We start from the raw sequence: 13,446 nt of genomic DNA, 5'->3' as shown, positions 1-13,446 counted from the left end.
AACCCTTGCATTTTACGTGTTTCTACTGCCGCACGGCAGCAGCACGCCTTCAATTTTTGCCTAAATCCGCGCCAGTCTGTTTTACGCCACCTTCGGTAGCGTCTGACGCCCCCTCCGGGGTGCGCGCCATCATCGACGTGATGTGCGCATCGAGCAGGCGCGTGTCCATCGAAGGATGGCCGAGCTTGATGGCGCCCGTATGCACCAGCGCGTAAATCTTGCGGTTGACTTCCGAGATCGGCCCGCCCTGCCCGTTTTCCGGGTCGCCCAGGAAGAACCCGACTTCCAGCTCGTAGCCATCGGCGACAAAGGCAGTGAGCAATACATTCGGCGCGGGCGTCTCGAGCACGCGGTCAACGCCTCTCGGTTGCTCTTCCAGCAACGGCATCACGACCGCCAGATCGCTGTCGTACGACACGACCAGCTTGGTGACGGCGCGCACGTTCTTGTTCGTCACCGACTGGTTCAGCACCACGCCAGTGATCAGCATTTCGTTCGGCAACAGGGTCTGCGTACCGTCGGCGCTACGCAACACCGTGTAGCGCGTATTGATGCGCGAAACTTTGCCGGAATACTTGTCGAGCGTGATCGGATCGCCAATTGCCAGGCTGCGCTCGAACAGGATGATGAAACCAGACACATAATTACTGGCAATACGCTGCATGCCCAGACCCAGACCCACACCAAGCGCGCCACCGAACACCGACAGCACGGTCAGATCCAGCCCCGCCAGCGACAGACTGAACAACACAGCAACAAGGATCAGCGCAGCACGGCCCACGCGCGCCAACGCGACGCGCAGCGACGAGTGCATGCGCTCGACATGCATCAGCCGCTCTTCGAGCGCGGCGCCGGCCCACAGCGCCAGGATCATCAGCACGACGATCGACACGATGCCCTGCAACAGGTCGAGCAGCGAAGTTGATTTCGCCCCCACCGGCAGCATGGTCGTCTCGAGCGCACGCAACACGTCTGGCAGGATGCCGGTCAGGTGCAGCGCCACGATGATCCAGGCAGTGAAGGCGAACACGCGCTCGAACGTCTGCAGCGCCTCGCCCACCTGGCCACGGCGCGCAAATGCACGGCGCAGCAGGTAGAAGAAAGTGCGGATGACCGCCAGCGACACGAACAGCGGCAGCGCCACACGCAGCAGGTTCACGGTCTGGAAGTGTTCCAGGATGACCTTGCTCAGCGACAGCAGCGCCACAGTCAACAGCGGCCCAAGCACACGGGCAACGCCGCCCAGGCCGACACGCATCAAGCGACCCTGTTCGTCGCGGTTCTTGAGCAACGACCGCCCGATCAACCCTGCCAACCCCCATCCCGCCGCCACGCAGACGACAAGGGCAATCGCCTGCCACAACAGGGCCGGGTTGCGGATGTCGACAATCATGACATTCCAGAGGTCGGACAACGGCATCGCAGGGTTTCCTTATTCTTCGTCGGTGGCCGTCACATCGGCGTCAAGATCGGCGTCTGCCTTGACTGGTGCCGCCTTGACCAGCGCCTTGCGTTGCAGCACGGCGGCGAAGAAGCCATCGGTTTGGTGCTTGTGCGGCAAGAGCTTGAGGTACTTGTCCATCTCGAGTGGAATCTTTTGCTCGGCCAGCACCTGGCTCATCGGCACCAGATCGAAGTCCGGATGCGTTGCCAGGAAGCCTTCGACGATGACGTCGTTTTCTTCATTCAGCAGGCTGCAGGTGGCGTACACGAGGCGGCCACCGTTCTTGACCAGGCGCGCAGCACCGTCCAGAATCGCGGCTTGCTTTTCCTGCATCTCGGCGATGGCGCCCAGTTGCTGACGCCACTTGACGTCCGGATTGCGGCGCAAGGTGCCCAAGCCCGAGCATGGCGCATCGACCAGCACGCGGTCGATCTTGCCAGCCAGGCGCTTGACCTTGGCATCGCGCTCGTGCGCGATGAGCACCGGATGCACGTTCGACAAACCGCTGCGCGCCATACGCGGCTTCAGTTTGGCCAGGCGCTTTTCGGACACGTCGAACGCGTACAGGCGCCCGGTGTTGCGCATCAGTGCGCCCAGTGCCAGCGTCTTGCCGCCAGCGCCGGCGCAGAAGTCGACCACCATCTCGCCGCGGCGCGCGCCAACGATCTGCGACAGCACCTGGCTGCCCTCGTCCTGCACTTCGATCGCGCCTTCCTTGAACAGAGGCAGATTCTGCAGCGCAGGCTTTTGCTTGACGCGCAGCCCCAGCGGCGCATACGGCATCGGCTCGGCGACGATCGGCGCTTCGAGCAGCGTGGCGATGACGGCGTCGCGCTCGGCCTTGATCGAATTGACGCGCAGGTCGAGCGGCGCTGGCGTGTTGAGCACGGCGGCCAGTTCCAGGGCTTCGGCTTCGCCGAACTGGGCCACCAGCTTGTCGTACAGCCATTGCGGCAGATTGGCTTGCACCGGACCTGGCAGCAACGTGCGGTCGACTTCCTTGATACGGGTCAGGAAGTGGGTTTCATCTTCGGTCAGGCCACCGATCGAATCGATGCCAGCCGTTTCGGCCAGGCCCAGCAGCGCCAGGCGACGCATCGACGGCGTGCTGCCATGGCCGGCGAAATCGGTGAAGAACGACTTGTTACGCAGCACCGAATACACGGCTTCGGCAATCACGCCACGCTCACGGCCGCCAAAACGCGGATTGTCCTTGAAGAAACGCGACAGGGTGACGTCGGCTGGGGAGGTAAAACGGAGAATCTCGCGCAGGACTTCTTCAGTCTTGGCGACGATCGCTGGAGGCAATCTCATGTAAATCCTTGGGTTGTAAACTGCTTACTTAAAACAATGCGTTTTAAATACTAATGGCGTCAAAGCCAGGCTCGACGATGCGCACCGCACCGTTCTCGACGACCAGACGGTCTTCAACGAACAGGCGCACCGCGCGCGGATAAAGCTTGTGTTCTTCGACCAGCAGGCGGGTAGCCAGCGTGGCTTCGGTATCGCCCGGCAGGACGGGAATGCGTGCCTGCAAGACCGCCGGGCCGTGATCGAGTTCGGCCGTGACGAAGTGGACTGTCGCGCCATGCTCGGTACAACCGGCATCGAGCGCCTGCTGGTGCGTGTGCAATCCCGGAAACAGCGGCAGCAGCGACGGGTGGATATTGAGCATCCGGCCTGCATAATGCTCGACGAACGGCGCCGTCAGGATGCGCATGAAACCGGCCAGCACGACCAGGTCGGGCTCGAAGACGTCGATGGTTTGCTGCAGCTTGGCGTCGAATTCGGTGCGGGTGGCGAACGTCTTGCTGGGCACCACCGCAGTGGGAATGCCGCGCGCCTGCGCAAACGCCAGGCCGCCGGCTTCAGGTTTATTGCTGATGACGGCGGCGATACGGGCTGGCCAACCTTCGGCATCAAGCGCTCGCACGACCGCTTCCATATTGCTTCCGCGGCCCGAAATCAGGATCACGATATTTTTCATAGCCGGCATTGTACCGTAACGACGGGCACCAAATGCTGCCTGAAATGACGACCTTGGCCCTCGCTCAGGCGGTTGGCGGCACCGTCGCGAACGAGTAGAACACGCGGAACGGCACCTTCTTTTCGGCCCAGAATTCGGCCGCATCGCGAAATACGTCAAGCAGGTTTTCGCGCGCTTCCTTGTCGAACTTCTGGGCGCTTGGCAGCTGCTCCAGCACCACGATGAAGCCCGGCTGCGGGCCTGCTTCGTGGACGGTTTCGGTCAGGCATTTGCGCAGCGCATCGAAGTTCTTGCTGCAGGGCTTGGGGAAATAAAATTGTTCGCCGATGCGGGCGCAGACTTGTTGTTTGGTGAGCGTATTGGCGCAATGTGCGTACAGAAAATGATGTCCGAGTTGCCCCGCCTCCTGTTGCAGATCGCCAACGTTAAACGCGCGGATCGCTTGCACAATATTCGGCGCCACTCTCATCAACAAACTCATTTTTTCCTCAAGTTGACCTGTCAATAACGCGCCATCGCGCAACCTGTCGCGACGCCATGGGGCGTTGCTGCCGCTTACCTCGCTGTCGTTGCTATACGCCAATAAGTCCATGATTTGTGTAAGGGTAACGTTTTGTGGTATTGGAAGCAACCCAAATGTGCATTGCGAATAGTCATTTGTAAGAATCGGTACCACCTTGACTGCCTCAAAAACAAGGCAAATCCGGCTGATTCATTCTGGCGTGCCTCGATCGCCTCACCATCGGCTGTTACATTTTGTTGCCACGGGGACTCGATGCGTTTTTGCGATCGGCGTACTATCAAGACTTGAACGAAGACTGTATTTATTGTCTCAACCAACGTCGCACCACTGAACGAGGACCATCATGAAATTCCAAGCCAAACTGATCATCGCAGCCCTGGGTGTGGCCACCCTGCCGCTGGCACAGGCTGCCGACTTTGAAGATTTCGGCCGGGTGGTGCGCGTCGAGCCGCGCGTCGAACAAGTCCGCACCCCGCGCCAGGAGTGCCGTACCGAATACGTCCAAGTGCCGGTGCAGCAAGAGCGCAACGCGGGCGGCACGATCGTCGGCGGTATCGCCGGCGCGCTGCTCGGCAGCCAGATCGGCGGCGGCAACGGTAAAGTGGCCGCATCGGCCGCTGGCGCCATCGCCGGCGCCATGGTGGGCGACCGCGTCCAGAACAATGGCCGTCAGGGCAGCAGCGTGCAGGAACAAGCCGTGCAGCAATGCCGCACCGTGGAAGCCATCGAATCGCGCACTGCCGGCTACAACGTGACCTACGAATACCGTGGCCAGAATTACACGTCGCTGATGCGCAATGACCCGGGCAACCGCGTGCGCCTGCGTGTGTCGGTCCAGCCACTGGACAGCTACGACGACGGCCAGGCTTACAGCCAGTATCAGCGCTAAGATTCGTCATTCAGGAACGACAACGCGGCCCATGGCCGCGTTGTCGTATGCAGGGTGCGGATCGTGGACCGAGCTTGCGCTGTGGGAACGCAACCGCCGATAATAGGGCGATTCCATCAGGCAGTCTTATGCTCATCAAACGCAAATCCATCGAACAGGCCGAATCGTCGCGCCGCCCTTCCCGCAAACCCAAGTACGCGCCCGTCACGCTGTCCGAACAGGAGGGCGTGCGCTATCTGCATTTCGGCACCGAATGGGTCCAGGGCGCCATGCGCATCCGCAAGCCTGACTGGCCGGAACTCGAGTACGCGCAGCAGATGATGGCCTGGATGCTGTTCATCGAGTCGCCACGCGCCATCGTCCAGCTCGGTCTGGGCGCGGCGACGATGACCAAGTTCTGCTACCGCCAGTTTCCCGAGGCAACCGTCACCGCCATCGAACTGAACCCGTCGGTGATCGCCATCTGCAACTCGATGTTCAAGCTGCCGGGCCTGGACGAGCGCCTGACCGTGCTCGAGATGGATGCGCTGGACTTCGTCGAAGACCCGGAGCACCACAACGCATTCGACGTGTTCCAATGCGACCTCTACGACGCCACCGCGCGCGGCCCGGTGCTCGACACGCCCGAGTTCTACGTGGCCTGCGCCAATTGTCTGACCGACGACGGCATCATGACCGTCAACCTGTTTGGCGACCACCCGAGCTTTGCCAAGAACCTCAAGGCCATGAAGTTCGCCTTCGGCCACGTACTGTGCCTGCCCGAGGTGCACGATGGTAATGTGGTCGCGCTGTGCTTCAAGACCCGCCCCAAGCTCGACCAGGCCGCACTGACCGCGCGCGCGGCGCAGATCACCCTCCAGACCAAGCTGCCCGCCGCGTCCTGGGTCAAGGGATTGTTCGCCACCGATTGATTTGCCAAGGGCCACCGTGAACGCCATCCCGCAAAAACCCGCCAGTCTGCGCAAGCTCGACCTGCAATCGATTTTTTCGTGGCTGCTGGCCGACGGGATCGTCGCGAAGGACAACGTCAAGGCCCAATTCGCCCAGGCCCAGGGCATTCTCAAGAATGCACCCGGCTCGATGCACCCGCTCACGGCGGTGGCGCAATGCAAGCTGGTTTCGGAGCTGCCCCCCAATCGCCTGCTCACGCTGGATGTGCTGACCGAATGGTGCGCGGCCAAGGTCGGCCTGCCCTTCATCCGCATCGATCCGCTCAAGATCGATTTCACGAAAGTGGCCGATGTGATGTCGGCCGGCTACGCGGCGCGCTTCAATATCCTGCCGGTGGAAATGACGGCGACGACGCTGGTGGTGGCCACGGCCGATCCGGCGCTGACCGAATGGGAAGCCGAAATCGCGAAAGTCGCCCGGCGCCGTATCGAACTGGTGCTGGCCAACCCGCTCGACATCGCCCAGTATATTTCGCAATTTTTCGCGCTGGCCAAGTCGATTCGCGACGCCAACCGCAGCAGCGGGCAAGACGTCGCGATGCGCAACAACTTTGAGCAGCTGGTCGAAATGGGCAAGGCGAACAAGCAGTTCGACGCCAATGACCAGCACATCGTCAATATCGTCGACTGGCTGTGGGGTTACGCCTTCGAGCAGCGCGCTTCGGACATTCACCTGGAACCCAAACGTGAATTTGCTGTCGTACGGTTTCGCATCGACGGCGTGCTGCACCAGGTGTACCAAGTGCCGGCCGTGGTCATGATTGCGATGACGGCGCGGATCAAATTGCTGGGGCGGATGGACGTCATTGAAAAGCGCCGCCCGCAAGATGGCCGCATCAAAACCCGCACCGCCGGCGGCCAGGAAGTCGAATTGCGCCTGTCGACGATGCCCACCGCGTTCGGGGAAAAGCTCGTGATGCGTATTTTCGACCCTGAAGTCGTCGTCAAGACACTGCCCGAGCTGGGCTTTCCGGCTGACGACGCCCTGCGTTGGGATCGCCTGACCAAGCGCCCGCACGGCATCATCCTCGTGACCGGCCCGACCGGCTCGGGCAAGACGACGACGCTGTACACGACGCTCAAGGCGCTGGCGACGAGCGAAGTCAATGTCTGCACGGTGGAAGACCCGATCGAAATGGTCGAACCAGCCTTCAACCAGATGCAGGTGCAGCCGGGGATCGATCTGTCGTTCGCCGATGGCGTGCGCTCGCTGATGCGCCAGGACCCGGACATCATCATGGTCGGCGAGATCCGCGACCTGCCGACGGCAGAGATGGCGATCCAGGCCGCGCTCACCGGACACCTGGTGTTCTCGACGCTGCACACGAACGACGCGCCATCGGCGGTGATGCGCCTGATTGAACTGGGCGTGCCGGATTACCTGCTCGAGGCGACGTTGATCGGCGTGATGGCCCAGCGCCTGGTACGCACGCTCTGCCCTGCCTGCAAGACGCCCGGTGGCGAATTGAGCGACGATGTATGGGACAGCGTTGGCGGGGCGTGGAAGATTCCCAAGCCTGCGGTTGTGTACCGGCCGATTGGGTGTCCGGAATGCCGGCAGACCGGGTATAGGGGCCGGACCGGGATTTATGAGCTGTTGAGCGTGAGCGAGGGCTTTGGCAAGCTGATGCGGGGTGCGGGCGATCTGGTCGCGCTGCGCCAGCAGAGTGTTCTCGATGGCATGAAGCCACTGCGCATTGCCGGCGCCATGAAAGTGGCTGAAGGCGTGACCACGGCGGACGAGGTGCTGAAGGTGACGTCGGCGTTGTCTTGAGTAGTTCTTCGCAGAAATTTATGCGGTAGGCCTAGCGCGATGCCGGATCGCCCGCTATAATGCTGCCTCCTTGGGTCGTTAGCTCAGCTGGTAGAGCAGCGGACTTTTAATCCGTTGGTCGCAGGTTCGAATCCCGCACGGCCTACCAAGATATCGCAGAGAAGCCCACGAATTCACGTTCGTGGGCTTTTTTGTTTCTGGTCGCTTTCTGGTCGCGAACTGCAACATAGCCCCTCGTCTTCGATACTACAGCGGCGAGATGGCTGGCGTCAGGCTCTCGAAGTCGTCCAGCAAAGATAAAGGCGACGAGGCCGAGGACCTGTACTGGCAAGAAGACTACAGCGGAGCAATTAACAAAAAAAATCTGCTAATAGTCGTCTGCCCTACTGCTCCCTCACGGGTGATGGGTGCAGGGCGTGCAAAAATCGAATCGTTCTCAACTTGCCCATTATCATTGTGCAAAGTGCGCAGAAGGGAGCTGAGAAGCAGGATAGCCCAGAACGTTACGACACATTGCTATCGAAGCCCACCTATCAAGCATCGAAAATCAAAGAATTGTTAACGAGGCAGGTTCGAATCGGGCCGTCGCACAAAAAAAGGGCCACTTTTCCGGGCACTGGGACAAAATGTAGGGCCCCCGTGATCCAACGTAGCTTGCCCTTGCTTTTCCCCGGCTATGAATAATTCAAGCAAATGATCGTGGTGTTGTTATCCTGCTTGTAAATGCGCTATCGCAGCACAGCTAAGTGTAGCGTGTTCAGCCTAGTGAGATTTTGCGTATTTTTCGGGCAAGCAAGATGTTATCCTCCACGTTCCCCGGCCGATTTTATCGATACTGGTCGCTAAGCTCAACGGCTGTTGTACCGCTAATTGAGAAAATTCCGCGCGTCATAAAAAAGTTCACTCTGACGGTTTTGGAAAATCACCACTTAGGTACGTAATGCGTATTCAGATTTTTTCTTTTTTCTTTTTTCTTATCACCTCATCGCTCCTTCACGCGTCAGAGAATAAGATCGCGACGCCAAGAGATGCAGCACAGCCGCAGCGAGAAATCGAATTCCTCAGCTCACAGATCACGGACGCTATTCGAGACGTTGGTCCGCGATGCGCTGCCGCCGCTGTCCCAGCCTGCATGTCAGCAGTTGCGGCGTTGCCGCCCGCAGAAATGGACCAACGCACCATCGATGGTCTTCATGGCGATTATATGGGAGGTGTATTCGGTACGATTGTTTCAGTCGTTGCCATGTTCGCTTTATTTCTTGCATGGAATACATCACGTAAAACCGACTACACCTCGAAAACCTATCAAGTCTTTGCAGAGATGCTTCGCACCCATGAAGAAATTCTATCGTCGATTAAGGTCGGTGAGGCGAAGGGGCGTGATGCAATCGGTCATATACTTAGCGAATTTCATTTTATTTACAAGACAACGAAATCCGTAGCGGGAGCTTCGGGTTGGAATTTACTGCAACGGATAGATATCGCTTACACCTATACCTACTATGGGCCCAAATACCATACGATGAGGGTACTAAGTCAGTACGACAAGCAGTATCTTTCCCTTTTAAATAACGCAATTGCAGTCAAAGCGAGAACAATGAGTAAGCGAACGAAGGGGCGATAATTCACTGGCCATCAAAACCGATTGGCGCATTATTTCCGCAATCTCTATGCAGCTTATTCTTTCATTGAGTCATCCCAACTAACTGTAGAAGAAAAGATTGATCTTGGGAAGGTTTTTCGCTCAAAGCTATCTAATTATGAGCAAGCACTTTTGGTATTAAATATACGCTCTCACCTTGGAAAAAATTGGGAGGCTGGCAGGCTAATTAATTTCTACATGCCGATCAAAAATGTTCCGAAACACTTCTTCGAATTCGACAAAGATTTCGAAATGAAGAAGCAGTTTCCTCGAGTTACTTTTGAATGGGAACAAATATGAAATTTTCATTATTTCAGAAAAGAAACTCTACAAGCAAAAACATTAAAATATTAGCTCCAAAAAATGAAAAAATCGTTCACATAACCGATCTAAAAATGAATAAAATTCTTACCGAAGACGAAATCAAACTATACATTGATGACTATGCAAAATTTCTAAATTTTTTCGATGATAACGTATTTATAACAACTAGCAAATGGGATGGAAGCGATTTTCTGGCGCACCTAGCCTCAAGAATAGAAGCCGCAATAGACTATATTAAATCCTATGTTGGTCGCTCTAAATATATGGATTATTACTTAGAAATTTGCATTGAATATTATAAGAGCTTTCCAGAAATAGTTCGCCTTGCTTTAATGGGGCAACGTTCAAATGCATATTTAAAATTAACAAACGACGTTATCAAAAAAAATTCGGCTACATTCTATACGTTTCACGCATTAACTTATCACCATCTCACACCAAAAGAAAAAGGCGCAGTTTATAGAATGCGTGTAGGCTCGGACGTATACAATGTACCATATTCGACCAAAGACCTTTTTCATATCCCTTTCGAAAAAAGACATTTAATTGGAAATAACCGTTACAGCTTAACGGGTTTTCCATGCTTATATTTCGGAAATTCTGTTTATGGCTGCTGGGAAGAAATGGGAAGGCCGAACATTGAATCATGCTTCGTTGGAAAATTCGATTTAGAACGACATCGCTTCCTCGATTTAACTAGAACTCCTACGCAAGTGAACCACGCTCTACAGCATTGGCAAAGCACCGACGCGCTCATGGCGCCAATAAGCAATGAGCAAGCAAAGAATTTTGAATATCTCTTGTTCGACTATTTGCTTTTGTGGCCAATAATATTCTGTTGCTCAATAAAAGTACATTATCAAAGTGCTGTATTCAAACCTGAATATATTTTTCCACAACTAATGCTGGAATGGATTGTCTCCGATCAACTATCCGCATTTGATGGAATAAAATTCCAGTCTACAAAAGCATCAATGCTTGAAGGAAGCATAAAGGAGGATGTAAAGGATTTAATGGTAAATTACGTAGTACCAGCTCGCCAACTTAAAAGTCATGGATTCTGCTCGGAGAATATAGATAAAATAACCGCATCGGAGCCTATTAGCTACGGCATCACTAAGATTCTCCGTCCTAATCATCAGGCCGCGACTACGGCATCAGGCCCGGCACACTATAATGAAACTATCTTCGGTTTACTAGAAAAGGAACTCGATGGACTTCCTCTTATTCGCATAGTGCCGTGAGGATTCTGGTTATATATACGGATTTGACCGCTGATAATATACAGAATACAAGGCACCAATGAGCTAGAAATACCGATTCTATTATTCTTCTATCGCCACAACTTATTAAGGAGCAACCGCTCCAGTGAGTCGCATCGTGTGGGCGTCAATGACAGCGGCGATGTTGGACAGTATTCATTGGAACCCATTAAAATCTATCGCAGACAATCTGCATCTCATGCTTTACGCGGATCACAAATACAGCCCCTCTATCGGTCTCCGAAAAGGTACTGCTCGAAGTAGCTCTTGAACAAGGAAAATGCGTCGCACATACCTAAATGATCAAGCCAAGCGAATCCCAACTGATCGCGGATAGCAAGGAGGTCGATGAGGCCCTCTCCCGCTGGTCCGACAGAGTTCGATAGAGCATGGATTCAAATGCGATTTCCCTAGAATCAAGGATGCACTCTATCCTCTATCGTTTCGCACAGCTCAACTTCGTATATGAGGAAACCTACCGAACAGTAGCGAAGATTTGGTCCACCGATGAAGGGCTGAGGAAATTTCTTTTCGAGCGCGTAGAAGATAACCCTTTCGACACACTACACTAAGCCGACTTAGTGGAAGATGCGACGTTACTTGCAACAGCATTGAGAATTCCCGACTTAAGAATAAATACTCATGGCTTACGCGGTCGCTCGCCACACCAGAACATATTGCAGGAATCCAACACCAATCAACTCGCCTCAACGGTATTAAAAGAAGCAGCCAAAGCTAAAGAAATAGCGGTTTCAGCACGCGCTTCGTTCAATTCGCTATACAAATTTTACAAAACCACCACTTCTATAGATAGATTTGAAATGATGCGAATCGAGTACAACCACGCCGCCATATCCACGGAACCTCAGCTTTTGCTACACAGTCCTATCAGGATAGACTAATAACTCTCGAGAGCCACTCGCACAGCCAGTTCCGTAACATACACAATCTCCGCATAGATATTAATGTACTCCGGCGAACTCATATTCAGAATTCCTCCATCATCAGCAACAAATCGTGCGTCACATTAAACGTCATTGCAAATTTTTTATTAGAGCATACATACACGTCATCGTAATCCCGACCATGGCATACGAGTGTCACCATGCTTGTCGCGCAGACCAACAGTCCAATGTCGCACAACGTCCACACCCACCACCTCCTGAACATCGCCAACTCAGCCTTTACTGCTAAAGTCTCGCATCTTTACAACCACCGATCCCCCGTGAAAGCCATAACAAAACTCTTCGAACTCGGTTACGTGTTCATCGTCATCCTGTTCTTCGCCTGCGGCATCGGCCTTGTCGTGCTGGCTGGCGTCGAAATCTGGTCTGCCCTCAGCCCTTCCGCCGACACCGTTGCGCGCGAACGTTTCGACCTCATCCTCGAATGCATCGGCATGCTGACCATCGCCGTTGCCGCGCTCGGCCTTGGCCAGACCGTGCTGGAAGAAGAAATCCAACGCGAAGCCAACATCAGCTCGCCTACCCGCGTGCGCCGCTTCCTGTCGCGCTTCCTGATCGTGGTTGTCGTGTCCCTGTCGGTCGAGTGCCTGATCGGTGTGTTCCAGTTCGTCCATGGCAGCCCGGAATACTTGCCGCACGCTGCGTCGATTGGTGTTGCTGCTGCCGCCCTGCTTGCCACCTGGGGCCTGTTCGTCCGAATGAACGTCAGCGCCGAAGAACTTGAGCCGCACGCCATGCACGATGTGCAGGCTGAAGACAAGGTCATCGAAGGCGAAGATGTCTCGGAAGAAGGCGAACAACACGCCGAAGAACAAGGCGACGAGTACCACGCTGACATAGACAAAAAGAAAGAATGAGCGGAAGCACTTGGTAAATCTGCCAAGTGCCGCTATAATCTCGTCTTCTTCGGGTCGTTAGCTCAGCTGGTAGAGCAGCGGACTTTTAATCCGTTGGTCGCAGGTTCGAATCCCGCACGGCCTACCAAAGATTCAACGACAACGCCAACCTTCGGGTTGGCGTTGTCGTTTTCGTTGTCCTTTTACTGCGCGCCCCATGCCCCAGACCATTGCCAGCGCCGTCCACCACGAACTGATCATCAAGAAAAGCCGCTTCATCGCGTGCGTGCAGCCGATGGCTGACCGTGCTGGTGCGCAACAGGTCGTGGCGGCGCTGCGCGCGCAGCATCCTGGCGCGGCGCATGTGTGCTGGGCGTTGCTTGCCGGCGGCCAGTCGGCGGCGGTCGATGATGGCGAGCCGAGTGGCACTGCCGGGCGGCCGATGTTCGACGTGCTGCGCCATCAGGATCTCGATGGCGTGCTGGCCACGGTGGTGCGCTACTTCGGCGGCGTCAAGCTTGGCGCGGGCGGCCTCGTGCGGGCCTATACCGACAGCGTGGCGCAAGCGCTGCTCGGAGCGCCGAAGATCCCGATCATCAAGCTGCGCCAGCTGCGCTGCAGCGCGCCGTATGCGATGGAAGGAATGCTGCGGCGCGAGCTCGATGCGGCCGGCGCCACGCTCGATGATGTAGCGCATGGCAACGACGTGCAGTTCACGTTCAGCCTGCCGGTAAGCGACGCCGACGGCATCCGCGCGCGGTTGGGCGACGTGGGCCATGGCCGCATCGTGTGGCCGCCGGACGACAACGAATCGCTGCCCGCTTGAGCCGGCCCATTCGGGCGCCCTATA

General features: G+C 55.9%; 13 protein-coding genes and 2 tRNA genes. 11 read left to right on the top strand and 4 right to left on the bottom strand.

Translation table 11 applies throughout. The annotated features are described in order from the left end of the window. Positions 1–49: 49 nt before the first annotated feature. The 4 genes from AC56LV_RS17955 to AC56LV_RS17940 all read right to left on the bottom strand — a co-directional run bounded on the left by AC56LV_RS17955 (position 50) and on the right by AC56LV_RS17940 (position 4,023). The gene (locus AC56LV_RS17955; RefSeq protein ID WP_499559620.1) at positions 50–1,420 is read right to left on the bottom strand and encodes a mechanosensitive ion channel family protein; all 1,371 of its coding nucleotides are present in this window, start codon (positions 1,418–1,420) and stop codon (positions 50–52) included. 12 nt (positions 1,421–1,432) lie between these two features. Beyond that, positions 1,433–2,758, bottom strand: coding sequence for an RsmB/NOP family class I SAM-dependent RNA methyltransferase (locus tag AC56LV_RS17950; RefSeq protein WP_499559618.1), 1,326 nt, complete (start codon positions 2,756–2,758; stop codon positions 1,433–1,435). Between the two features lie 43 nt (positions 2,759–2,801). Beyond that, positions 2,802–3,431, bottom strand: coding sequence for a phosphoribosylglycinamide formyltransferase (gene purN, locus AC56LV_RS17945; protein WP_499559616.1), 630 nt, complete (start codon positions 3,429–3,431; stop codon positions 2,802–2,804). Positions 3,432–3,495: 64 nt separating this feature from the next. Further along, positions 3,496–4,023 (bottom strand): barstar family protein, encoded by a 528-nt coding sequence (locus tag AC56LV_RS17940; protein WP_229424794.1) that lies wholly within the window; start codon positions 4,021–4,023, stop codon positions 3,496–3,498. A gap of 274 nt (positions 4,024–4,297) precedes the next feature. On the opposite strand from AC56LV_RS17940, the gene AC56LV_RS17935 reads away from it, so the two are divergent. The 11 genes from AC56LV_RS17935 (at position 4,298) to AC56LV_RS17885 (ending at position 13,422) form a co-directional block, all read left to right on the top strand. Next, positions 4,298–4,843, top strand: a complete 546-nt coding sequence (locus AC56LV_RS17935; RefSeq protein WP_183555835.1) for a glycine zipper 2TM domain-containing protein — start codon at positions 4,298–4,300, stop codon at positions 4,841–4,843. Positions 4,844–4,971: 128 nt separating this feature from the next. After that, entirely contained in the window at positions 4,972–5,754 is a 783-nt protein-coding gene (locus AC56LV_RS17930) for a spermine/spermidine synthase domain-containing protein (protein WP_499559614.1), read from the top strand. 16 nt (positions 5,755–5,770) lie between these two features. Beyond that, positions 5,771–7,567, top strand: coding sequence for a type IV pilus assembly ATPase TfpB (gene tfpB / locus AC56LV_RS17925; RefSeq protein ID WP_499559612.1), 1,797 nt, complete (start codon positions 5,771–5,773; stop codon positions 7,565–7,567). 72 nt (positions 7,568–7,639) lie between these two features. Beyond that, positions 7,640–7,715 (top strand) — tRNA-Lys (locus AC56LV_RS17920). Between the two features lie 792 nt (positions 7,716–8,507). Then, positions 8,508–9,191: a hypothetical protein gene (locus AC56LV_RS17915; RefSeq protein WP_499559610.1), complete on the top strand. Its 684-nt coding sequence runs from the start codon at positions 8,508–8,510 to the stop codon at positions 9,189–9,191. Between the two features lie 21 nt (positions 9,192–9,212). After that, positions 9,213–9,509, top strand: coding sequence for a putative phage abortive infection protein (locus AC56LV_RS17910; protein ID WP_499559608.1), 297 nt, complete (start codon positions 9,213–9,215; stop codon positions 9,507–9,509). Next, entirely contained in the window at positions 9,506–10,777 is a 1,272-nt protein-coding gene (locus tag AC56LV_RS17905; RefSeq protein WP_499559606.1) for a hypothetical protein, read from the top strand. The genes AC56LV_RS17910 and AC56LV_RS17905 overlap by 4 nt, the downstream gene beginning before the upstream one ends. Before the next feature lie 599 nt (positions 10,778–11,376). Next, positions 11,377–11,697 carry a hypothetical protein gene (locus tag AC56LV_RS17900; protein ID WP_499559604.1) on the top strand — a complete coding sequence of 107 codons (321 nt, stop codon included), beginning with the start codon at positions 11,377–11,379 and terminating at the stop codon, positions 11,695–11,697. A 203-nt stretch (positions 11,698–11,900) separates the two neighbouring features. Further along, a complete protein-coding gene (locus tag AC56LV_RS17895; protein ID WP_499559602.1) occupies positions 11,901–12,617 on the top strand; it encodes a hypothetical protein in 717 nt (238 codons plus the stop codon). A gap of 51 nt (positions 12,618–12,668) precedes the next feature. Then, positions 12,669–12,744 (top strand) — tRNA-Lys (locus AC56LV_RS17890). 69 nt (positions 12,745–12,813) lie between these two features. Then, entirely contained in the window at positions 12,814–13,422 is a 609-nt protein-coding gene (locus tag AC56LV_RS17885; protein ID WP_499559601.1) for an IMPACT family protein, read from the top strand. Positions 13,423–13,446: the final 24 nt, after the last annotated feature.

It is taken from the genome of Telluria sp. RB2R28 (assembly GCF_059685835.1).
This window is presented reverse-complemented; position numbering and strand designations above follow the sequence as displayed.

What these genes read in the sequence shown, in the direction of transcription:
- AC56LV_RS17955 (WP_499559620.1), bottom strand. Translation starts at nt 1,420, where the DNA reads ATGCCGTTGTCCGACCTCTGGAATGTCATGATTGTCGACATCCGCAAC.
- AC56LV_RS17950 (WP_499559618.1), bottom strand. Translation starts at nt 2,758, where the DNA reads ATGAGATTGCCTCCAGCGATCGTCGCCAAGACTGAAGAAGTCCTGCGC.
- purN (WP_499559616.1), bottom strand. Translation starts at nt 3,431, where the DNA reads ATGAAAAATATCGTGATCCTGATTTCGGGCCGCGGAAGCAATATGGAA.
- AC56LV_RS17940 (WP_229424794.1), bottom strand. Translation starts at nt 4,023, where the DNA reads ATGGACTTATTGGCGTATAGCAACGACAGCGAGGTAAGCGGCAGCAAC.
- AC56LV_RS17935 (WP_183555835.1), top strand. Translation starts at nt 4,298, where the DNA reads ATGAAATTCCAAGCCAAACTGATCATCGCAGCCCTGGGTGTGGCCACC.
- AC56LV_RS17930 (WP_499559614.1), top strand. Translation starts at nt 4,972, where the DNA reads ATGCTCATCAAACGCAAATCCATCGAACAGGCCGAATCGTCGCGCCGC.
- AC56LV_RS17915 (WP_499559610.1), top strand. Translation starts at nt 8,508, where the DNA reads ATGCGTATTCAGATTTTTTCTTTTTTCTTTTTTCTTATCACCTCATCG.
- AC56LV_RS17905 (WP_499559606.1), top strand. Translation starts at nt 9,506, where the DNA reads ATGAAATTTTCATTATTTCAGAAAAGAAACTCTACAAGCAAAAACATT.
- AC56LV_RS17895 (WP_499559602.1), top strand. Translation starts at nt 11,901, where the DNA reads ATGCTTGTCGCGCAGACCAACAGTCCAATGTCGCACAACGTCCACACC.
- AC56LV_RS17885 (WP_499559601.1), top strand. Translation starts at nt 12,814, where the DNA reads ATGCCCCAGACCATTGCCAGCGCCGTCCACCACGAACTGATCATCAAG.